Origin of the sequence: Streptomyces sp. NBC_01261 (assembly GCF_036226385.1) — a bacterium.
In the GTDB taxonomy this organism is placed as follows: Bacteria; Actinomycetota; Actinomycetes; order Streptomycetales; family Streptomycetaceae; genus Streptomyces.
Genome location: NZ_CP108463.1, coordinates 4,739,576 through 4,759,727 on the forward strand (window position 1 = coordinate 4,739,576; position 20,152 = coordinate 4,759,727).

General features: G+C 70.4%; 21 protein-coding genes. 13 read left to right on the top strand and 8 right to left on the bottom strand.

What is annotated here, in order from left to right:
* The first annotated feature begins 129 nt into the window (after positions 1-129).
* The 5 genes from OG226_RS20585 to OG226_RS20605 all read left to right on the top strand — a co-directional run bounded on the left by OG226_RS20585 (position 130) and on the right by OG226_RS20605 (position 3,060).
* The gene (locus OG226_RS20585; RefSeq protein WP_328679842.1) at positions 130-735 is read left to right on the top strand and encodes a Uma2 family endonuclease; all 606 of its coding nucleotides are present in this window, start codon (positions 130-132) and stop codon (positions 733-735) included.
* Positions 736-815: 80 nt separating this feature from the next.
* Positions 816-1,226 carry a VOC family protein gene (locus tag OG226_RS20590; protein WP_329349673.1) on the top strand — a complete coding sequence of 137 codons (411 nt, stop codon included), beginning with the start codon at positions 816-818 and terminating at the stop codon, positions 1,224-1,226.
* A gap of 96 nt (positions 1,227-1,322) precedes the next feature.
* The gene (locus OG226_RS20595) at positions 1,323-1,730 is read left to right on the top strand and encodes a hypothetical protein (RefSeq protein WP_328679846.1); all 408 of its coding nucleotides are present in this window, start codon (positions 1,323-1,325) and stop codon (positions 1,728-1,730) included.
* A complete protein-coding gene (locus tag OG226_RS20600) occupies positions 1,727-2,248 on the top strand; it encodes a thiol-disulfide oxidoreductase DCC family protein (protein ID WP_328679847.1) in 522 nt (173 codons plus the stop codon). Before OG226_RS20595 ends, OG226_RS20600 begins: the two co-directional genes overlap by 4 nt.
* Positions 2,249-2,259: 11 nt before the next feature.
* Positions 2,260-3,060: a TetR family transcriptional regulator gene (locus OG226_RS20605; protein ID WP_328679848.1), complete on the top strand. Its 801-nt coding sequence runs from the start codon at positions 2,260-2,262 to the stop codon at positions 3,058-3,060.
* Between the two features lie 4 nt (positions 3,061-3,064).
* On the opposite strand, the gene OG226_RS20610 is transcribed toward OG226_RS20605, so the two are convergent.
* Positions 3,065-5,467, bottom strand: a complete 2,403-nt coding sequence (locus OG226_RS20610; RefSeq protein ID WP_328686378.1) for an MMPL family transporter — start codon at positions 5,465-5,467, stop codon at positions 3,065-3,067.
* Between the two features lie 188 nt (positions 5,468-5,655).
* Here OG226_RS20610 and OG226_RS20615 point away from each other — a divergent pair, with 188 nt between their 5' ends.
* Together OG226_RS20615 and OG226_RS20620 are read left to right on the top strand one after the other, a co-directional pair.
* The gene (locus OG226_RS20615; RefSeq protein WP_033280148.1) at positions 5,656-6,342 is read left to right on the top strand and encodes a response regulator transcription factor; all 687 of its coding nucleotides are present in this window, start codon (positions 5,656-5,658) and stop codon (positions 6,340-6,342) included.
* On the top strand, positions 6,339-7,796 hold the full coding sequence (locus tag OG226_RS20620) for a sensor histidine kinase (protein WP_328679850.1): 1,458 nt from the start codon (positions 6,339-6,341) through the stop codon (positions 7,794-7,796). The genes OG226_RS20615 and OG226_RS20620 overlap by 4 nt, the downstream gene beginning before the upstream one ends.
* Before the next feature lie 39 nt (positions 7,797-7,835).
* Here the strand turns inward: OG226_RS20620 and OG226_RS20625 are convergent, their stop codons facing one another.
* The 4 genes from OG226_RS20625 to OG226_RS20640 form a co-directional block, all read right to left on the bottom strand.
* Positions 7,836-8,240, bottom strand: a complete 405-nt coding sequence (locus OG226_RS20625) for an ATP-binding protein (protein WP_329349674.1) — start codon at positions 8,238-8,240, stop codon at positions 7,836-7,838.
* Positions 8,241-8,366: 126 nt separating this feature from the next.
* Complete coding sequence (locus OG226_RS20630) at positions 8,367-9,923, bottom strand: ABC transporter substrate-binding protein (RefSeq protein WP_329349675.1); 1,557 nt, start codon at positions 9,921-9,923, stop codon at positions 8,367-8,369.
* A gap of 161 nt (positions 9,924-10,084) precedes the next feature.
* Positions 10,085-11,347, bottom strand: a complete 1,263-nt coding sequence (locus OG226_RS20635) for a metallophosphoesterase (RefSeq protein WP_329349676.1) — start codon at positions 11,345-11,347, stop codon at positions 10,085-10,087.
* Positions 11,348-11,351: 4 nt separating this feature from the next.
* Entirely contained in the window at positions 11,352-11,591 is a 240-nt protein-coding gene (locus OG226_RS20640) for an SCO4848 family membrane protein (protein ID WP_327401786.1), read from the bottom strand.
* Between the two features lie 91 nt (positions 11,592-11,682).
* On the opposite strand from OG226_RS20640, the gene OG226_RS20645 reads away from it, so the two are divergent.
* Entirely contained in the window at positions 11,683-13,005 is a 1,323-nt protein-coding gene (locus OG226_RS20645) for a D-alanyl-D-alanine carboxypeptidase family protein (protein WP_329349677.1), read from the top strand.
* On the opposite strand, the gene OG226_RS20650 is transcribed toward OG226_RS20645, so the two are convergent.
* The gene (locus OG226_RS20650) at positions 12,956-13,906 is read right to left on the bottom strand and encodes a YihY/virulence factor BrkB family protein (RefSeq protein WP_328679862.1); all 951 of its coding nucleotides are present in this window, start codon (positions 13,904-13,906) and stop codon (positions 12,956-12,958) included. The two genes, OG226_RS20645 and OG226_RS20650, sit on opposite strands and share 50 nt — an antisense overlap.
* A gap of 160 nt (positions 13,907-14,066) precedes the next feature.
* On the opposite strand from OG226_RS20650, the gene OG226_RS20655 reads away from it, so the two are divergent.
* Entirely contained in the window at positions 14,067-14,810 is a 744-nt protein-coding gene (locus OG226_RS20655) for a decaprenylphospho-beta-D-erythro-pentofuranosid-2-ulose 2-reductase (protein ID WP_329349678.1), read from the top strand.
* A 22-nt stretch (positions 14,811-14,832) separates the two neighbouring features.
* Here the strand turns inward: OG226_RS20655 and OG226_RS20660 are convergent, their stop codons facing one another.
* Together OG226_RS20660 and trpS are read right to left on the bottom strand one after the other, a co-directional pair.
* The gene (locus tag OG226_RS20660) at positions 14,833-15,411 is read right to left on the bottom strand and encodes a 2'-5' RNA ligase family protein (RefSeq protein ID WP_329349679.1); all 579 of its coding nucleotides are present in this window, start codon (positions 15,409-15,411) and stop codon (positions 14,833-14,835) included.
* A gap of 187 nt (positions 15,412-15,598) precedes the next feature.
* Positions 15,599-16,612, bottom strand: a complete 1,014-nt coding sequence (trpS, locus tag OG226_RS20665; protein ID WP_328679869.1) for a tryptophan--tRNA ligase — start codon at positions 16,610-16,612, stop codon at positions 15,599-15,601.
* A 165-nt stretch (positions 16,613-16,777) separates the two neighbouring features.
* On the opposite strand from trpS, the gene OG226_RS20670 reads away from it, so the two are divergent.
* The 4 genes from OG226_RS20670 (at position 16,778) to OG226_RS20685 (ending at position 20,137) form a co-directional block, all read left to right on the top strand.
* On the top strand, positions 16,778-17,338 hold the full coding sequence (locus OG226_RS20670; RefSeq protein ID WP_328686379.1) for an RNA polymerase sigma factor: 561 nt from the start codon (positions 16,778-16,780) through the stop codon (positions 17,336-17,338).
* Positions 17,325-18,296, top strand: coding sequence for a hypothetical protein (locus OG226_RS20675; protein ID WP_329349680.1), 972 nt, complete (start codon positions 17,325-17,327; stop codon positions 18,294-18,296). The genes OG226_RS20670 and OG226_RS20675 overlap by 14 nt, the downstream gene beginning before the upstream one ends.
* Before the next feature lie 345 nt (positions 18,297-18,641).
* Positions 18,642-19,334 carry a hypothetical protein gene (locus tag OG226_RS20680; protein ID WP_329349681.1) on the top strand — a complete coding sequence of 231 codons (693 nt, stop codon included), beginning with the start codon at positions 18,642-18,644 and terminating at the stop codon, positions 19,332-19,334.
* 119 nt (positions 19,335-19,453) lie between these two features.
* Positions 19,454-20,137, top strand: a complete 684-nt coding sequence (locus OG226_RS20685) for a hypothetical protein (protein WP_443067004.1) — start codon at positions 19,454-19,456, stop codon at positions 20,135-20,137.
* The last annotated feature ends 15 nt before the right edge of the window (positions 20,138-20,152 follow it).

Sequence of the window (20,152 nt, forward strand, 5' to 3'; positions counted from 1 at the left end):
CCGTTCCTGTTCTGGAACGGGGCCCTCGGGCGTGGGGGGCCACGATCGGGTGAAGCGCCTCTTTCAGGGCTCCTGAGGGCTGCCCGGCCTACGATGATGCTCTCGACAACAGCCCACGGGAGGCACGTGATGTCCGCAGCACCCGTCGAGCAGCCGCACGGCGACCGTCCGCTGATCGCGGAGGCGAACCTCGCCCAGGAGCGTCTTCCGGGCCACCGCGTCGAGATCATCGGAGGCCTGATCCTCTTGTCCCCGCCCCCGGATGGTGCTCACGCCGCCGCCCTGACCGACCTCATGGTCCCCTTCCTCGCAGCCGGACTCCACGGGACTGAGTCGATGGTGCTCCAAGGCGTCGGGCTGTGGCTGCCCAGCGGCGAGGACTTCGCGATCCCGGATCTCGCGCTGGTGGACGCGGACTTCCAGGAACACCTGGTCGAGAACAATTGCTATGAGCCCATCGCCTTCCGTCTGGTCCTGGAAGTCACGTCCAGCAACTACCAGAGCGACCTGCGCACCAAGGTCGCCGCCTATGCCGGTGCCGCTGTGCCCGTCTACGTCATCGTCGACCGGAAACACCAGCGCCTCCACGTCCTAACGGACCCGGCCACAGGCGAGTACACCAACCACCGCATCCACGCTCCCGGCGAACTAGTGACCCTCCCCGACACCCTCGGCGCCAAGGTCACCCTCGACGTCGCGGAGATCCTCAAGGCGGGGCAGCCCAAGAGCGACTGACCGCGCCGCTCGGCTCACCACCGGCTCAGGATCGTCGGGCAATCCCGGGCCTGCGCCGATCATCGACCTAATCTGATGGCATGTCAGACGAAGAGTCGTACGAACTGCTCGGCTTCGACAACCTCCTCCTCCCCGTCGGCGACCTCGCCGAGGCCGTCCCCTTCTACGAGCGCGCCGGATTCACCCTCGGGTTCCGGCTCGACGAGGCCGGGATCGCGATCCTGAAGGTCGGCGGCGAGACGCCCGGGGTTCTCCTGCGGCACGAAGACGGGCTGGGACACAGACCACCCCCCTGGCCCTCGCCGCGTGTGTGGCTGGAGGTCCCGGACGCGCGGAAGGCGGCACAGCACCTCACCGCCGCCGGTGTCCCCCTCCTCGACGCACCCTTCTCCGTGGCCACCGGGTGGACCGTCGAGATCGCCGACCCCTGGGGCAACGTCATCGGATTCACCGACTACTCGAAGCGGCCGGAGCTGGCGCGGCGGGTGTGACGCAGGTCCCAGCACATGCGAGTTGAACACGTTCAAAAATGCTCCTACAGTTCTTCCTGTCAGCGTTTTTGAACGTGTTCAAGAAGGGGGAGGCGCATGGACCGCACGGTCATCGCCTACGTCATCTATCTGGTCGTCAGCATCGGACTCACCATCTGGGTGGCCCGCACGCTCAGCCGCAACGGGCGGATCTTCCTCGCCGACGTCCTCCGGGGGAACGAAAAACTCGCGGAGGCCGTGAACCACCTCCTGGTGGTCGGTTTCTACCTCGTCAACCTCGGGTTCGTCGCCCTGTACCTGAGCGGCGACGGCACCATCGACGACACCCGGGGCATCTTCGAGGCCCTGTCGAAGAAGGTGGGCGTGGTGCTGCTGGTGCTCGGGGTGATGCACCTGGGGAACGTGTTCGTGCTGAACAAGATCCGTCGGCGCGGTGTGCTGGAGCACGAGCAGGTGCCGCCGGTCGGGCCGCAGGGCTGGGTTCCGCCGACGGCCGGGGCGTGACGGGGGTGGCCCCGGCCCTCGGCGGGACCCAGGACCGGGACGCCCCGCGCGTCCCGGTCCGCGGGCTCACCGTCCTCTACGACGCCGACTGCTCCCTGTGCACCTTCCTGCGCGACTGGCTCGTACGGCAGTCGCAGCTGGTGCCCCTGGAGCTGGTACCGGCGTCCTCCGAAGAGGCCCGACGGCGCTTTCCCGGGCTCGACCATCGCGCCACCCTCGACGAGATCACCGTCGTCGGCGACTCCGGGCAGGTCTACCAGGGCGCCGCCGCCTGGATCGTCACCCTGTGGGCGCTGCGCGAACACCGGCCGCTGGCCCACCGGTTGAGCACCCCGGCCGGGGCCAGGATCGCCAAGGGCGCCGTGCTCGCCGCCGCCAAGTGGCGCGGGGCGCAGTGGGGCCCCGGGCGCTGGGGTGGCGGTGTGTACCGGCAGCGGGACGGGTGGACGTACGACCCGAGCAAGGGGTGGTCGTACACCGCGCCGGGCTGCGCCGACGGTTCCTGCCCCACTGGATAGGCTCTCTTTCCGTGCCAGCGAAGAACGACAGCCCCGAAGAGGACGGCGGTACGCCCGCCAGGTCCGCGAAGTCCGAGCAGACCCGTGCGCTCATCCTGGAGACGGCCATGCGGCTGTTCCAGGAGCACGGCTACGACAAGACGACGATGCGGGCGATCGCCAAGGAGGCGGGCGTCTCGGTCGGCAACGCGTACTACTACTTCGCCGGCAAGGAGCACCTGGTCCAGGGCTTCTACGACCGGCTCGCCGAGGAGCACCGGCTCGCGGTCCGCGAGGTGCTGGACCGGGAGACCGATCTGGAGGCGCGGCTCGCGGGCGTGCTGCGGGTGTGGCTGGACATCGCGAAGCCGTACCACGAGTTCGCGGTGCAGTTCTTCAAGAACGCCGCCGACCCGGACAGCCCGCTGAGCCCTTTCTCCGCGGAGAGCGAGCACGCGCGCGTGCAGGCCATCGACGTCCACAAGGAGGTGCTGTTCGGCGCGAAGACCAAGGTGGCGCCGGAACTGCGGGACGTGCTCCCGGAGTTGCTGTGGCTCTCCCAGATGGGGCTCGTCCTGTATTGGGTGTTCGACCGGACCGAGGGCCGTGAGCGGAGTTACCGGCTCGCGGAGCGCGGCGCGCGTCTCACCGCGCGCGGGGTGTCCCTCGCCCGCTTCCGGGTGCTGCGGCCGCTCGTCCTGGAGGTGCACGAGCTGTTCACGGACTTCCTGCCGGGCATGACCCACGCGCTGCCCGACCCGGCGAAGGCCAAGAAGAAGCAGGAGAAGCGCGGGGCGCCCGCCGACGAGCCCGACGACAACGGGCGCCCCTGAACACTCAGTTGACGGCGTCCACCTCGCCCTCCGCGAGCTCGACGTCGTAGACCAGCGGACCGTCCGTCACCGCCACGTGGCGGGCGATCGAGCCGTACGACGTGGCCGTCGTCGCGACGAGGTAGGTCCCCGGAGCCGGCACCGACACGATGTACGAGCCGTCCGCCAGGGTCTCGACGCGGTCCAGTTGGCGTCCCCCGGCCGACAGGAGCGTCACTGACGCGCCCTCCACGGGCTCACCCTCGGTCGTACGGACGAAACCGTGGACGGCCGAGGACGGGCCCTCCACGGCGGCCGGAGCGGGCTCCTCGGCGGGCTCCACCGCGAGGTGCGGCAGTGCCTTGTCCAGCCAGCCGGGCAGCCACCAGTTGGACTTGCCCAGGAGGTGCATCGCGGCCGGCACCAGCGCCGTACGCAGGATGAAGGCGTCGAGGGCGACCGCGGCGGCCAGGCCGACGCCCGCCGTCGCCGCGCCGGAGTTGCCGCTGAGGACGAAGGCCAGGAAGACGCAGACCATGATCAGGGCCGCGCTGTTGATGACGCGGCTGGTCTCCGCGAGGCCGACGCGGACCGCGCGGGCGTTGTCCTTGGTGTGGACCCACTCCTCGTGCATACGGCTCACCAGGAACACCTGGTAGTCCATGGAGAGGCCGAACAGCAGGGACAGCATGATGACCGGCAGGAAGGCGTTGATCGGGCCCTCCTTGCCGAGGCCGAGCATGTCCAGGCCCCAGCCCCACTGGAAGATCGCCACCAGGACACCGAAGGAGGCCGCCGCCGCGATGAGGTTCATCAGAGCGGCCGTCAGCGGCACCACGAGCGAGCGGAAGGCCAGCAGGAGGAGCAGGAAGCTCAGGCCGATGATCGTCGCGACGAAGAGCGGCAGGCGGTCGCCCGTGACGGTCGCGAAGTCCTTGGAGATCGCTGTCACGCCGCCGACGTGGCCGGTGACACCGGCCTCGGGTATCACCTTGTCGCGCAGGGTGTCGATCAGGTCGTCCGTCTGCACGGACTGCGGTGAGGTCTTCGGGACGACCTGGATCACCGTCACGCCGTGCGCGGGCGGCAGCGCGGCGACCTGGGCCACGTCCTTCGTCGCCCGGATGTTCTCGACCAGCTTGGTGGTGTCGCCGCCCGAAGTGACCACCTGGAGGGGGCCGTTGAAGCCCGGTCCGAAGCCGTCGGCGAGCAGGTCGTACGCCTGCCTGGTGGTCGTCGACGTGTCGTCGTTGCCCTGGTCGGTGGCGCCGAGGCGCAACGACAGGATGGGGAAGGCGAGGAGGGCCATGACGACGAGGGCGAACACGGCGATCCGGCGCGGGCGCTTCTGCACGGCGGCCGACCAGCGGGCCGCGAGGTTGTCGGTGCGCTCCGGCTCGGACCCGGTCGCGGCCAGCTTGCGGCGCTGCTTGCGGCTGAGCACCCGCACGCCCAGGAAGCCGAGCAGGGCGGGCAGCAGCGTCGTGGCCGCGAGCACGCTCAGGACGACCGTGAGCGAGGTGCCGATGACCACGCCGTCCAGGAAGCGCAGGTTCGTCACCAGCATCCCGGCGAGCGCGATGCACACCGTGCCGCCCGCGAACAGCACGGCCCGGCCCGAGGTGTTGAGGGCGATGACCGCCGACTCCTCGGGATCCAGGCCGCGTTGGACGCCGCGTCGGTGCCGGGTGACGATGAACAGGGCGTAGTCGATGCCGACGCCGAGGCCGATCAGGGTGGCCAGCAGCGGGGCCAGGTCGGGGATGTCGGTGGTGTGGCTCAGGAGCTGGGTGGAGAACAGGCCCGTGCCGACGCCGAAGACGGCGATGCCGATCGGGAGCAGGGCCGCGTAGAACGAGCCGAAGGCCAGGAACAGGACGATCGCCGCCGCGAGGATGCCGACGCCCTCGGCGATGCCGCCCGGGGGTTCCTCCACCCGCTGGACGGCCTGGCCGCCCAGCTCGACCTGGAGGCCCTTGCGTCCGGCGTCCTGAGCGGTGTCGACGACCTTCTGGACGAGCTCCTTGGGGACGGCGTTCGCCTGCTCGGCGAAGGTGATCTGCGCGTACGCGATCGTCCCGTCGGAGCTGATCTGCGCCGCGCCCCGGGCGCCGGAGTAGGGGCCGGTGACCCCACCGACGCCCTTCATGCCGGCGATCTTGTCGAGCGCGGGCTGGATCCGGGACCGTACGGACGGGTCCTTCACCGAACCCGAGTCGACCTTCCAGACCACCGTGTCGGTGTCGCCCGAGGTGTTCGGGAAGGCCTTCGCCATCTGGTCGTACGCGCTCTTGGAGTCCGTGTCCGGGAGGGAGAAGACGTTCGCGTAGTCCGTCCCGGCCGTCGAGGCCGACAGGCCCAGGCCGAACAACGCCCCCACCCAAAGCAACAGGACCACCAGCCGGTGCCGATAGCACCACCGTGCCAATGCCGCCACGCTCAACGCTCCTTATTCGCAACCGAGTTGACTCGGCCGATCGGTCGGATGGTCCCCCAGGTCCTGGCCTACAGAATTGGTGGCGGCACGCACGCGTGGACATGCTCTGGCCATGACTCTCAAGGAACTCCAAAGACCGAACCGGCCCGACTGTCAGTGCCCCGGCCGATACTGGGGGCATGACGGCTCCAGGAACCGTGCTGGTGGTCGAGGACGAACCGAGCATCGCGGACGTCCTCGCCATCGCGCTGCGCTACCACCGCTTCGAGGTGATGGTCGCGGGCACCGTGCGCGAGGCGCTCGCCCTCGCCGAGCGCACCCGCCCGGACTGCGCGCTGCTCGACGTGATGCTCCCGGACGGCGACGGCCGCGCCCTGGGGCAGGAACTGCGCGCCCGCAGGCCGGACCTGGCGGTCGTCTTCCTCACCGCGCGGGACGCGCCGGCCGAGATCGTCGGCGCCCTCGGCTTCGGCGACGACTACATCACCAAGCCGTTCGACATCGACGTGGTCGTCGCCCGCATCACCGCCGTCCTGCGCCGCACCCGCCCCGCCGACGTCCTCCCCCAGCGCCCGCCCCTGCGCTACGGCGACCTGGAGCTGGACGAGACGACGTACTCGGTGCACCGCGCGGGCAACTCGGTCGAGCTGACCCCCACCGAGTACGCCCTGCTGCGCTTCCTGGTGCGCAACGGCGGCCGGGTCGTGCCCAAGGAGCAACTCCTGCGCCACGTCTGGCAGTACGAGCACACCCCGCCGGAGTCGACCGTCGTCGAGACCTACATCAGCTATCTGCGGCGCAAGCTGGAGACCCTGGGACCGCCCGTGATCACCACGCGGCGGGGCGTCGGATACGGGCTCGCATGAGGAAGTTCCACCTCCCGAACTGCGAGCGCGGGGCCCACTCCCTGCGCGCCAAGCTGACCCTGGCGAACGTGGCACTGCTCGCGCTCGGCATCGTCATGGCCACCGCCGTCAGCCTGATGGGCATGCGGCACTATCTGCTCGCCCAGGTCGACTCCGAGCTGACCAAGTCCCGTGACTCGCTGAGCGGTTCGCAGCTCACCATGGAGCAGCTCAACACGCTGAGCACGCTGGCCGGCATCGGCGACCACCTGATCCCGAAGCAGATGGGCGACTCGCCGAACCCGGACACCGTGTTCGCGGCGGTCGGCAGACAGGGCCAGGTCCTCACCGTCGCCGGCTTCGAACCGACCGCCGCCCAGCGGGCGCTCGCCACCGCCTTCCACGACCCGGCCACGCTGACCGCCAACGGCACACCGCGCGACATCACGCTGCGCGGCGACCCGTACCGCGCCACCGGGACCCGGCTCGCCGACGGCACGTACATCCTGATCGCCGCCTCCACCGACGGCTTCCACCACGGCATGGCCAAGGCCCTCAAGCTGGACCTCGCCTTCGGCAGCCTGCTGCTCGTGCTGCTCGCCGCGCTGACCATGATGAGTGTGCGACGACGGATGCTGCCCCTGGAGGACATGGTCGAGACCTCCACGGCCATCGCCGAGGGCGACCTGACCCGGCGCGTGCCCTCCAGCCACCATCCGACCCAGGAGGTCGAGCAGCTGCGGGTCGCCCTCAACTCCATGCTCCACCAGGTGGAGTCGGCGTACCGCACGCGCGAGCGCACGGCGGCCCAGCTGCGCCGCTTCGTCGCCGACGCCTCGCACGAGCTGCGCACCCCGCTGTCGGCGATACGCGGCTACCTCCAGCTGTACGACAAGGGCATGCTGACCGAGCCCGACGAGCGCAAGCGGGCCTGGGACCGGATGAACGCGGAGGCGGACCGTATGGGCCGTCTCGTCGACGAACTCCTCATGCTGGCCCGCCTGGACCAGCAGCCCGAACTGCGCTTCCGCAGCGTCGATCTGAGCCGCCTGGTGCGCGACGCGGCCGAGGACCTCCGGGTGCAGCAGCCGGAGCGGCCCGTCACGGTCGGCGCCGACGGCTCCCTCCTGGTGCGCGCCGACGAGTCGGGCCTGCGCCAGATACTCGGCAACCTGGTGACCAACGTCCGCACCCACACCCCCGCCGACGTGCCCGTGCGGCTCGGTCTGGAGCGCGAGGACGGGGTCGTACGGCTGTGTGTCGCCGACCAGGGTCCGGGGCTCTGCCAGGACGACGCGGCGCGCATCTTCGACCGCTTCTTCCGGGCGGGCGGCGGCGCGGGCAGCGGTCTGGGGCTGGCGATCGTGCAGGGCGTCGTCAAGGCGCACGGCGGCGATGTCGCGGTGCGGACGGCACCGGGCGAGGGGCTCGCGGTGACGGTGACCCTGCCGACGCGGACGCCCGTGCCGTCGTAGAGGTCGTAGAGCACTGCGGGTCGTAGAAGAGCACGGGGGTCAGGGGGTGTCGGCCTGGACCAGGGCCCAGACCGTCTTGCCGTGTGGGCCTCGGCTCCAGACGCCCCAGGCGGCCGCGATGCCCTCCACGAGGTGGAGACCGCGACCGGCCTCCTCCAGGGCCGTCACGACGCGCAGACGGGGTTCCAGGCGGCCCTCGTCCGACACCTCTATGAGGCAGGAGCCGTCCGCGAGGGCCGTCACCGCCACCTCGAACTCCCGCTCCAGGAGCGACCCGTGGCGTACGACGTTGGTCACCAGCTCGGACACCAGCAGTACGGCGTCCTGGAGCGCCGGGTCGTCACTCCGGTGCCCCCAGTCGGCCAGATGGTCCCGGACCCGGCGCCGGGCGAGACCCACGGAGGCCGGGTGCCGGGGCAGCCGGAAGGCGTTGCGTCTGACCACGTCGGCTCCTCACCCCACGCACCTCCGTCACATGGTGCTGCGTGCGATGGCCCACCGGCGTCACTCGGACAAAAGATCGAACAAAGGTCAGTCCCGCGGCCTCACGGCCGATGCCGCGGGATCGCCTCAGATCCAGTCCAGCGCCCACAGCCGGAACACGCCGGTGCCGTCCGTGATGTAGGAGATGCCGCCGACGTCCTCGCTGCTCACGACGTACTCCTTGCGCTGCCACAGCGGGATCAGCGGCACGTCCGCGGCCACGTCCGACTGCAGGTCGCGGAAGTCGTCGTCGACGCGGCTGCGGTCGGCGAACTTCTGGCTGTTGAGGATCAGTTGGTCGACGATCTTGTTGCTGTAGCCGGTGTTCATGGTGGAGCCGCTGCCGACGAGCGGGGAGCCGAAGGTGTCCGGGTCGGGGTAGTCGGCGACCCAGCCGACGGCGTACGCGTCCAGCTTGCCGGTCGCCCAGCGCTTCTGGAAGTCGGTCCACTCGTAGCCCTTGACGTCCACCTTGAAGAGCCCGCCCGCCTCCAGCTGCTTCTTCAGCTCGGCGGCCTCCTCCTTGCCGGCGCCGTGTCCGATGCCGTAGCCGTAGGTGAAGTGCACCGGGACGGAGACGTCGGCCTCTTCGAGGAGTGCCTTCGCCTTTTCGACGTTCTGGGAGGGGTAGTCGTCGAAGAACGACGTCGTGTGACCGACGATCCCGGTGGGGATCAGCGAGTACAACGGGTCGACCGTGTCGTCGTACACCGTGGCGGCCAGCTGTTCGCGGTTGATCAGCCAGGCCATCGCCCGCCGCACGAGGACGTCGTGCAGGGGCGTGCCCTTACGGGTGTTGAGGTACAGGTTGCGGGTCTCGGAGCTGTCCGCCTCCGACACGCGCTGGTTCGGGTCGCTCGCCGAGAGCCCGGAGAGCATCTTCGGCGGCAACTGGCGGGTGGCCACCTGGACCTGCTTCGCCTGGTACGCCTTCTGCAGCGCGTCCGAGTCGGCGTAGTAGCGCAGCTCGATCGGGCTCCCGGTGTTCTTGACGGCACCCTTGTAGTGGCTGTTCGGCGAGAGGACCGCCTTCTTGTCCTTCGTATACGTGGACAGGGTGTACGGCCCGGTGCCGTCGACGTGGTAGCCGTTGCGCGGGGCGTCCTTCGGGTATTTGGTGCTGTCGACGATCGCACCGGCGCCGGTGGCCACCTTGAACGGGAACGTGGCGTCCGGGGACGACAGATGGAAGGTGACCGTCATCCCGGAGGCGTCGACCGAGCCGAGCGTGGAGAGCAACGACGACGGACCCACATCGGAGTTGATCTTCTTGACCCGGTCGAAGGAGAACTTCACGTCCTCGGCGGTCATCGCGCGCCCGCTCGGGAAGGTGGGCCCGTCGCGCACCACACAGCGGTACGTCGTCAGCCCCCCGCCCACGAACGCGCAGCTCTTGGCCGCGTCCGGCACGGGTGTCGTGCCGCCCGAGTCGAACGTCATGAGCGACTGGAAGACGTTGCTGTACAACGCCCAGGAACCGGCGTCGTAGGCGGCGGCCGGGTCGAGGGACGTGACAGCGTCCGTCGTCCCGACCGTGATCGTCTTGTCCTTGCTCCCGTCCGAGGGCAGCAACTGCCAGCCCCCGACTCCCACGGCCGCCAGAACCAGCAGCGTCGCGAGAATCCGTATGCGAACCGACCGCATCGGTGTGCCCTCCCGAGGGCCCTCCCGGGCCCCTCCCATATGCCACTCCCCTAGTGGCGCGGATCACCTAACCACAGGAGTTTCATCCGGGGGAAGAGGGTTCTGCCGAGATGAGAAAGAACTTACCGACGGGTGTTAATTGCCCGTTTCACAGGCGGTTCCTAGGCTTGTTTCGAGGCCAGCCGGACGACCGTGATGTCCGACGGCGCCCCCACGCGCGTGGGCGGTCCCCAGGCGCCCGCGCCCCTGCTGACGTACAACTCGGTGTCGCCGTACCGCTCCAGGCCCGCGACCGTCGGATTGGCCGCCGCCGCGACGAAGTTGCCGGGCCACAACTGGCCGCCGTGGGTGTGCCCGGAGAGCTGGAGGTCGACGTCGTGCTTCACGGCCTCGTGGATCTGCACGGGCTGGTGCGCGAGCAGCACGCACGCGCGCGTGGTGTCACGGTCGCCGAGCGCCTTCCCGAAGTCGGGCCCCTGCCCCTCGCTCTCGCCCTGGAGGTCGTTGACCCCGGCGAGGTCGAACCCGGCCAGTTCGGTACGGGCGTTCTCCAGAGGGTGGATCCCGAGCGTGCGGACCTCTTCCAGCCACTGTTGGGCGCCGGAGAAGTACTCGTGGTTCCCCGTGACGAAGAACGCCCCGTGCCGCGCCCGCAGTTGGGCCAAGGGGGCCGCGGCGGGCCCCAGGTTCTTGACGCTCCCGTCGACCAGGTCGCCCACCACCGCGATGAGATCGGGCTGGGTCGCGTTGATCGTGTCGACGACCTTCTGCGCGAACCCGCGCCCCAGGAGCGGCCCCAGGTGAATGTCACTGACGACCGCGATCCTGAACCCGTGCGCGGACCGCGGCAGCTTGGCCAGCGGCACGGTGACCCGCTTGACGCTCGGCCCGCGCAGCACCCCGTAGGTGCCGTACCCGACGGTCCCGACGGCCGCGGCGGCGGCCGCGCCCCCGACGACACGCGAGACGAACAGCCGACGGGAGGGGACGGCGAGCGGACCACCGCCCTGCGGCCCTTCAGGGGCCGCTTCAGCGGCTTCCTCGGGGGCTGTGGCGGAGACCGGGACCTCGCGCTCTTCTACGGCCGTCCCGGGCCGCCCGCGCCGTTCGAGGAGCCGGCACAGCAGCGGTCGTAGGACCTCGCCCGCGAGGACGGCCAGCAGGAGGTAGATCGCGAGGGCCATCCACAGGAAGCCGGGCCAGCCCAGGGCCTGTTGGAGCCAGAAGGGCGCGCCGCCGCGTTCGGCGGCCAGGGCCGCGACCATCAGGACCGGGCCGGCGACGAGCACGGCCGTGCCGGTGATGCGGGCGGGGCCCCACGCGCGCGTGGTGTCGCGGACGAGGCGGCGCCAGACGTACCAGTGCCCGCCGCCGAGGACGGCGACCGCGACCAGGGCGACGAGAGCGATGACGACGACGGCCACTTCTTTATGACGTCTCGCGCAGTGCGCGCAGTCCACGCAACCCGAGGCCCCCGATGACCGTCCCCAATACGAAGGAGACGATGGCGAGGGTCAGGTGCACCCAGAAGTACGCCGTCGGGTGGCCGTCGTCGAAGGCCAGTCCGCTGCTGTCCGCTACCAGGTTTTTGACGAAAGTGACCCAGATGACCCAGCTCCACACCCCGAAGGCGAGCAGGAACCAGGAGACGGGGCGGCTGAGCTTCATGAGTCCAGTATCGCCGTCGTCCCCGGGGGCCCGTGTCCGGGGTGGGGCCGGTGACGGGACTTCGGGTCCCCCGGCATGTACGTTCTCGTCCGTGCCCGCTCCACTGCAGACCATCAGGCGACCCCTGCTGGTGCTTTCCGCCGCCCTGTCGTCCCTCGCGCTGACCGCGCCCGTCGCCCTCGCGGCCCCGAGTCCGACGCCCACACCGACCGCGACTCCGAGTTCGTCGGCCAGTTCGTCGGCGACTCCTACGGCCACTCCCCCGGCGAACATGTCGTCGGTGGGCGGCACCCGGCTCGGCCGGGCGGGGACGCAGGTCAATCTGACGTCCGGTGTCCCGGTGCTGCCGAAGGACGTCACCGCGCGGTCGTGGATCGTGAGCGACGCCGAGTCGGGCGCGGTGCTCGCCGCGCACAACGCGCACTGGCGGCTGCCTCCGGCGAGCACCCTGAAGATGCTGTTCGCGGACACCGTGCTGCCGAAGTTCCCGAAGACGACCGAGCACAAGGTCGTCGCGTCCGACCTGGCCGGCATGGGCGCCGGTTCCAGTGTGGTGCCGATAAAGGAGGGCGAGAGCTACACGGTCCACGATCTGTGGCTCGGTGTCTTCCTGCGCTCCGGCAACGACGCGGTGCACGTCCTGTCCCACATGAACGGGGGCGTCGCCAAGACCGTCTCCGACATGAACGCGCACGCCCAGGACCTCCAGGCACTCGACACGCGCGTGGTGACACCGGACGGCTACGACGAGCCGGGGCAGGTCTCGTCGGCGTACGACCTGACGCTGTTCGCGCGCTCCGGGCTGCAGAAGAAGGACTTCCGGGAGTACTGCTCGACGGTGAGCACGAAGTTCCCGGGCGAGACGACGAAGAAGAAGGGCAAGTCGGTCCGCGGGACCTTCGAGATCCGCAACACCAACCGGCTGCTGAGCGGCGACTCGGACGTCTCGGTGTACCCGGGCATCGCGGGCGTCAAGAACGGCAACACCACCAACGCTGGCGCCACCTTCACCGGCGTCGCCGAACGCGACGGCAAGGTGCTGCTGGTGACGGTCATGAACCCGGAGAAGTCCGAGCACAACGAGGTCTACAAGGAGGCCGCGAAGATCCTCGACTGGGGCTTCCAGGCGGACGGGAAGGTGCAGCCGGTGGGTGAGCTCGTCGCACCCAAGAACGTCCCGCAGGCGAGCGCACAGCCGGGTGCTACGGCCACCGGGGAGGCGGGCGGCGACACGTCCACGAAGCCGAGCGCCAGTGGGTCGGCCTCGGCGACGGCCTCCGAGGACGACCGTTCGAGCGGGGTCGGGATCGCGCTCGCGGTCACCGGCGGGCTGCTGGTGCTGCTCGCGGCCGGTGTCTTCCTGGTCAACCGGCGCTGGCCGCTGCCGGATCTGGTCCGGCGCCGTCGTCCCTGACCTTGGGGTTCTCGGTCTCGTCGGCCGGGTCGTACGCGTCGTCCTCGGGGTCCCCCTTGCTCGGCGTCGCCGTCCAGGCGGCGCAGAACAGGACCAGTTTCGAGGTGAAGTTCATCCACAGGAGCAGCGCCACGGGGACGCCGAACGCTCCGTACATGCTCTTCGCGGCGACGCCCTGGATGTAGCCGCTGAGCAGCAGCTTCAGGAGTTCGAAGCCGACCGCGCCGATCAGCGCGGCCACCAGGAGCCGGCGGCGCGTGGGCTCGACGCCGGGCAGCAGCGTCAGGACGTAGAGCAGAAGCAGGAAGTCGACGAACACGGCGACGCCGAAGGCTGCGACGCGGAGCAGGATCCCGCCCCAGCCGCCCTCTACCAGGCCGAGTTCGCGGCTGATCCAGTCGACCAGGGCGGAGGCGACGGTGGAGATGGCGATCGTCGCGAGGACTGCGCCGCCCAGCCCGATCAGCACCCCGGTGTCGATGAGCTTGCGCAGGAGGGGGTTCTCGTCGCGGTCGGGCAGCTCCCACACCGCGCGCAGGCACTCCCGCATCGAGCCGACCCAGCCGATGCCGGTGAACAGCAGGACGGCACCGGCGATGAGACCGATGGTGCCCGCGTTGTCCACCAGGGAACCGATGTTGAGCTGCTCGGAGATGCCGGGGACCTGCTCGGCGATCTTGTCCTGCAGCTGGTGCTGCTGGTCGGTGCTGAGGGTGGCGGCGGCGATCGCGGCGGCCACGGTCAGCAGCGGGAACAGCGCGATGAAGCTGATGAACGTCATCGCGGCGGCCAGCTGCGACCACTTCACCCGGTCCAGCCGCTCGTACGACCGCCACGCGTGCGTGAGCATCAGGCGCGCCACCAGCGGCCCGATGACGGGGAGCTTCTTCAGCCAGTCCATGATCCGATTCTGCCCTCCTCCGGGGAGACCGATGTGCGGGTACCCCGCAAACACGCGCACGTGCCGTCATCGTCGGCGGCATCCGATTAATCGCCCATTTCAGGGAGGGGGTCGATGCCGCACAACTGAACGCCCATAAAGGGACGATACGGTCACCCGCATGCGTCCTCCACAGTCCCTCCTCGTCCTCGGCGGTACCTCAGAGATCGCGTTGGCCACCGCCCGCCGGATGATCGCGCGCCGCACCCGCACGGTGTGGCTGGCGGGCCGTCCGTCGCCCGCCCTGGAGACGGCCGCTTCGGAACTGCGGGTCCTGGGGGCCGACGTCCACACCGTCGCCTTCGACGCGCTCGACCCCGACTCCCACGAGACCGTGCTCGGCAAGGTCTTCGCGGAGGGCGACGTCGACATGGTGCTGCTCGCCTTCGGCATCCTCGGCGACCAGGCGCGGGACGAGCGCGAACCGGCCGCCGCGGTGCGTGTCGCGCAGACCAACTACCTCGGTGCCGTCTCGGCCGGCCTGGTCAGCGCGCGGGCGCTGCAGACCCAGGAGCACGGCTCCCTGGTGGTGCTCTCCTCGGTCGCCGGCGAACGGGCCCGCCGCGCGGACTTCATCTACGGCTCCAGCAAGGCCGGCCTGGACACGTTCACCCAGGGGCTGGGCGACGCGCTGCACGGCACGGGCGTGCACGTCATGGTCGTACGCCCGGGGTTCGTACGGTCGAAGCGGACGGCCGGTCCGGAGAAGGCGCCCTTCGCGACGACCCCGGAAGCCGTCGCCACGGCCATCGAACTGGGCCTGCGCCGAGGCTCGGAGGCGGTCTGGGTGCCCGGGACGCTGCGCGTGGTGATGTCGGCGCTGCGGCACGTGCCGCGGTCGCTGTTCCGGCGGCTGACGGTCTGACCGCGCCCCGGTCGTGTCCGGCCTAGTGGCTGGGGATCGTGCCGCGTTCGGTGTGGGCCGCCTGGGGCGGTACGACGGCTCCTCCGAAGGTGAACTCGCGGAGCTTGCGCCAGACGCCGTCGGGGCCCTGTTCGTAGAGCGCGAAGCCGGTGCACGACCACTCCGCGCGGTAGTCGGCGAGCGCTTCGAAGGCGCGGTCCATCAGCTCGTCGTCGATGCCGTGCGCGACGGTGACGTGCGGGTGGTACGGGAAGTGCAGGTCGCGGGCCACGGGTCCCGAGCCGTCGCGGATCTGCTTCTGCAGCCAGGTGCAGGCGGAAGCGCCCTCGACGACCTGGACGTAGACGACCGGGGACAGCGGCCGGAAGGTGCCGGTGCCGGACAGCCGCATCGGGAAGGGGCGCCCGGCGGTGGCGACGTCGACCAGGTGGGCCTCGATCGCGGGCAGCTGCGAGGCCTCGACCTCGGTCGGCGGCAACAGCGTGACGTGCGTGGGGATACCGTGAGCCGCGGCGTCGCCGAAGCCCGCGCGCCGCTCCTGGAGCAGGCTGCCGTGAGGCTCCGGGACCGCGATCGACACACCGATCGTTACGGTCCCCACGTCGTCTCCTGTCGTCCTGTCGGTGGTCCTGATGGTGCTCTTCATGGTGAGCGGGGGTGGCCACGCGCGCGGCCACCCGGCTATCGACTGTACGGCCACACCTGAGTTGTGGGCAGGCGCAACCGTAGTGATGTGCAGCGCTCTGTCCAGTGGTACGTCGGTCGGTCCTTCGATGCGGTCGTACGCCTCAGTGCTTGGCGGGCAGGAAGCCGACCCGATCGTAGGTCCGGGCGAGGGTCTCGGCCGCGACGGCTCGCGCCTTCTCCGCGCCCTTGGCCAGGATCGAGTCGAGCGTCTCCGGGTCGTCCAGATACTGCTGGGTGCGCTCCCTGAAGGGCGTCACGAACTCGACCATGACCTCGGCCAGGTCCGTCTTGAGCGCACCGTAGCCCTTGCCCTCGTACCTCTGCTCCAGTTCCGGGATTCCGGTGCCGGTGAGGGTCGAGTAGATGGTGAGCAGGTTGCTGACGCCCGGCTTGTGCTCCGCGTCGTAGCGGATCACGGTGTCCGTGTCGGTGACCGCGCTCTTGACCTTCTTGGCGGTCACCTTCGGGTCGTCGAGAAGGTTGATGAGGCCCTTCGGAGTCGACGCCGACTTGCTCATCTTGATCGACGGGTCCTGAAGGTCGTAGATCTTCGCCGTCTCCTTGAGGATGTACGGCTTCGGGATCGTGAAGGTCTCGCCGAAGCGGCCGTTGAAGCGCTCGGCGAGGTCGCGGGTCAGCTCGATGTGCTGGCGCTGGTCCTCACCCACCGGCACCTCGTGCGCCTGGTACAGCAGGATGTCGGCGACCTGGAGGATCGGGTACGTGAACAGGCCGACGCTGGCGCGGTCGGCGCCCTGCTTGGCGGACTTGTCCTTGAACTGGGTCATGCGGGACGCCTCACCGAAGCCGGTCAGGCAGTTCATGACCCAGGCGAGCTGGGCGTGCTCGGGAACATGGCTCTGGACGAAGAGCGTGCAGCGCTCCGGGTCGAGCCCGGCGGCCAGCAGCTGCGCGGTGGCGAGCCGGGTGTTGGCGCGCAGGTCCGCCGGGTCCTGCGGGACCGTGATCGCGTGCAGGTCTACGACCATGTAGAACGCGTCGTGGGACTCCTGCAGGGCCACCCACTGGCGGACGGCGCCGAGGTAGTTGCCGAGGTGGAACGAGCCTGCTGTGGGCTGGATTCCGGAGAGCACGCGGGGTCGGTCTGAGGCCATGTTCACCATTCTCTCAGGTCTAGGGGGCCGGTCAGAAACAGGCCCGGAGCCGGGTTCGGAACTCGTTCGGAAGAGATGCGACGCGGGTGGGAACCGATCCGGCTCGGGCGGTGTACCAAATGTGTGGAGACGCGGGAGGGGGGCCGCATCGTCGATGAGGTCGCGGTGATCGCACGCGTACGCGCCGGAGAGCCGGAGGCGTACGCGGAGCTGGTGCGGGCCCACACGGGCATCGCACTCAGGGCGGCCGCGGCACTCGGGGCGGGAGCGGACGCGGAGGACGTGGTGCAGCAGGCCTTCGTCAAGGCGTACTGCGCGCTGGGCAGATTCCGGGACGGCGCGGCGTTCAAGCCGTGGCTACTGTCGATCGTCGCCAATGAGACGAGGAACACGGTGCGTACGGCGGCGCGTCAGCGCACGCTCGCCGGCCGGGAGGCGGCGTTCGCGGAGGCCGAGCCGCTGATACCGGAATCGGCGGACCCGGCGGTCGCCACGCTGGAGACGGAGCGCCGCGCGGCCCTGCTGTCCGCCCTGGAGCAGTTGAGCGAGGAGCACCGCCTGGTCGTGACCTACCGCTATCTCCTGGAGATGGACGAACCGGAGACGGCCCAGGCCCTGGGCTGGCCACGCGGCACGGTGAAGTCCCGGCTGAACCGCGCGTTGCGGAAACTCGGGCGGTTGCTGCCGGATTTCCGACCTCGGGAAGGGGGTGATGAGTGTGAGTGACGGACGGAAGTCGTACGACAGTGGGGGCGCCGGCGAAGGTGCCGGTACGGGTGAGGGCACCGGGCGTCGGCGAGTGGCGCGCGATGGGCACGCGGGTGCCTCTCGGTTGCCCGCGGAATTGCGGGCGTTGGGGCGTTCGCTGGACGCTCGGGGTGGTGGTGGAGGCGAGGGCGAGGCCGCCGGGTCCGAGACGATGGTCGAGCGGGTGCTGGCGCAGATACTGGCCGAACAGATCCCGGTGCCCGTGCCTGTGCCCGGGCCGACCGGGGTCCGGGCGCGGGTCCAGGCAGTCCGGCGCTGGATGCGGATGCGGCGGCGGGCGCTGGTGGCGGCCCTGTGCGGTGTGCTGACGGTGCTCGTGCTCACGCCTCCGGTGCGGGCGGCGGTCTTCGACTGGTTCGGCTTCGGCGGGGTCGAGGTGCGGTACGACCCGTCGGCGGTGCCCTCGGCCGGGGCGGTGGTGCCCGGGTGCGGGCGGTCGGTGACGCTGGCGCAGGCTGGTCGGCGCGCGGGGTTCGAGCCGGTGGTGCCGGACGCGTTGGGAGTGCCGGACGCGGTGACGGTGACCGGCGAGCCGCGGGGGCGCTTTCTGGTGAGCCTGTGCTGGCGGGAGGGCGGGCACACGGTCCGGATCGACGAGTATCCGGCGCGGCTGGACGTCGGTTTCGCCAAGTCGGTGCGCGAGCCGCCGGAGTGGCTGTCGCTGGACGGGACCGTCCCTCCGGAAGGCATACAGGACCCGGCGCTGTGGTTCGCGCGACCGCATCTGCTGAGCTTCTGGCTGGTGGACGCGGACGGGGACCGTTATACGCGGGAGGAGCGGACGGCGGGGCCGACGCTGCTGTGGACTCATGCGGTCGGCGGGGTTCCGGGTGGGGATCTGACGCTCCGTCTGGAGGGCGTGGGGTCGAAGCGGCGGGCATGGGAGATCGCGCGGTCGCTCGACGGGCGGGGGTAGGGCGCGTGGTGCGACGGGTGCGGGTGCCGGTGGCGGTGGCGGTGCGGGTGCCGGTGCCGGTGGCGGTGCGGGTGCCGGTGCGGGTGGCGGTGCCGGTGCCGGTGGCACAAGTCGTGTGAGGGGTGCGAGTAGTTCAAGCAGTGCGGGCGGGGTGGGAACCTCGGCGGGTCGAGCGGTGTACCAGAAGTGACAGGCGGCTCGCGGGTGGGCCGTACGGGGATCGGCTGGTTGGGGGTTCGGATGTCCGGAGGCGGAAGTACGGGCGGGGCAGGCGGGGTTACGGGCGGGCCTGGAAGGCACTCGGGGCGGGTTCGCGAACTGGCCGCCCTGGGTGGGGCGTTGGCGATGACGCTGGCCCTGATGGTGTGGGGTGCGTCGGACGCGGCGGCGGGTGGACCGACGAGCGTGCTCGTGACCTCGCCGGCAAGCGGGCGGGCCAGGGCGCTGTACTACTCGGACCAACAGTACGGAGAACTGCAGCAGTTGCTCGGCCCGGAGGGCAAGGGCACCCGCGACAAGCCGCCCGAGGCCGATCTGGCCCACGCCCGGCAGATCAACGTCACCTGGCTGGCGCACGACATATCGCCCTGGCGGGTCGACCGGGTCTTTCCCGTCGAGTCCCGACCGCAGGCGGTCTGGATCCACACGGCGGCCGACGCGTCGGAGAACACGAACCTGAACGGCTATTGGCACCGAGCGAGCCACCCCGCCCAACTACGCGCCCTCCTCAAGAAGTTGGACGTGCTGGGCAAGGCCGCCGGTGACGGGTACCCCGGCATCTTCCCGGCGCCGTGGCAGTCGCCCGAGCCCGCCACCGTCGCACCTGACATCGACACGGGGACGGGGACGGGGACGACCACGGTGCAGGTCTCCCTGCCGGACAAGGCGCACGGCACCGACTGGTGGTGGGCGATACCGGGTGCGGCAGCAGGAGCGGCGCTGGCTCTCGTTCTGCGGCCGTTCGTCGCGCGGCTGCCGTTGGACCGGTGGCGGAAGGGCCGGGAGCCGGGGCCCAGGCAGGAGTTGCGGGACATGTGAGGGGCGGAAGGGACGAGGAGAGAGGGAGAGGGAGAGGGGGACGGATGGAACACGGGAGGGGACGGGCGACGGGACGGGCGAGGTTGCGGGGCCTGTGTCTCGTGGCTGGGCCGGTGTTGATGGTTCTGGCCGGGTCTGCTCAGGCTCGGGCTGTCGGGACGGATCAGGTGTGGACCGGGGCTGTGGACCAGGCGCGGACCCAGGCTGAGGACCCGCTCCGGGACATCCCGGATCTGGCGCTGGTCGTGGCGGGTGACACGGGCCGGACGGAGACGTGGCGTTCCGGGGAGTCGTCGTTCGCCCGCCTGTGGACGCTGTTGCAGCCGACGTACGCGGGGACGGAGCGGGTGCCGCAGGAGTGGGCGGCGGGCCGGTATCCGGCGGTGCGGATCACCGTGGTGTGGGGGCTGACCGGGGTCGGGGGCTGGCCTCGGACGAGTCGGGCTCCGGGGGGTGATGTGGCGGTGGAGCGGGAGGACCAGTTGTTCGTGGCCGCGGACGGCACACCGTGGGTGCGGACGGATCCGGCTCCGGAGGTGAGGGACGACGACATCCGCTGGCATCGGGCGCCGCGCGCGGTCTTCGCGCAGATGGAGCGGGCGGGGATGCTCGGCGGAACCGGTAACAGCAGCAGGGCAGTTGGGGGTGGGTCTGAATCGGCGGGGCCGGCCGGACCTGTCTGGTGGGCGGCGGCGGGGGTGGCTGTCGGGATCGGCGGCACGCTGCTGATACGCCGCGCGGCGGCCCGGCGTGAGGCCGGACCGCCGCGCGAGGAACCACGACAGGAACTCATCGATCTGTGAGAGTCGCCGATCTTT

Coding starts and splice junctions, on each gene's coding strand:
- OG226_RS20585 (WP_328679842.1), top strand. CDS start 130: ATGTCCGCAGCACCCGTCGAGCAGCCGCACGGCGACCGTCCGCTGATC.
- OG226_RS20590 (WP_329349673.1), top strand. CDS start 816: ATGTCAGACGAAGAGTCGTACGAACTGCTCGGCTTCGACAACCTCCTC.
- OG226_RS20595 (WP_328679846.1), top strand. CDS start 1,323: ATGGACCGCACGGTCATCGCCTACGTCATCTATCTGGTCGTCAGCATC.
- OG226_RS20615 (WP_033280148.1), top strand. CDS start 5,656: ATGACGGCTCCAGGAACCGTGCTGGTGGTCGAGGACGAACCGAGCATC.
- OG226_RS20620 (WP_328679850.1), top strand. CDS start 6,339: ATGAGGAAGTTCCACCTCCCGAACTGCGAGCGCGGGGCCCACTCCCTG.
- OG226_RS20630 (WP_329349675.1), bottom strand. CDS start 9,923: ATGCGGTCGGTTCGCATACGGATTCTCGCGACGCTGCTGGTTCTGGCG.
- OG226_RS20640 (WP_327401786.1), bottom strand. CDS start 11,591: ATGAAGCTCAGCCGCCCCGTCTCCTGGTTCCTGCTCGCCTTCGGGGTG.
- OG226_RS20650 (WP_328679862.1), bottom strand. CDS start 13,906: ATGGACTGGCTGAAGAAGCTCCCCGTCATCGGGCCGCTGGTGGCGCGC.
- OG226_RS20655 (WP_329349678.1), top strand. CDS start 14,067: ATGCGTCCTCCACAGTCCCTCCTCGTCCTCGGCGGTACCTCAGAGATC.
- trpS (WP_328679869.1), bottom strand. CDS start 16,612: ATGGCCTCAGACCGACCCCGCGTGCTCTCCGGAATCCAGCCCACAGCA.
- OG226_RS20675 (WP_329349680.1), top strand. CDS start 17,325: ATGAGTGTGAGTGACGGACGGAAGTCGTACGACAGTGGGGGCGCCGGC.
- OG226_RS20680 (WP_329349681.1), top strand. CDS start 18,642: ATGACGCTGGCCCTGATGGTGTGGGGTGCGTCGGACGCGGCGGCGGGT.
- OG226_RS20685 (WP_443067004.1), top strand. CDS start 19,454: ATGGTTCTGGCCGGGTCTGCTCAGGCTCGGGCTGTCGGGACGGATCAG.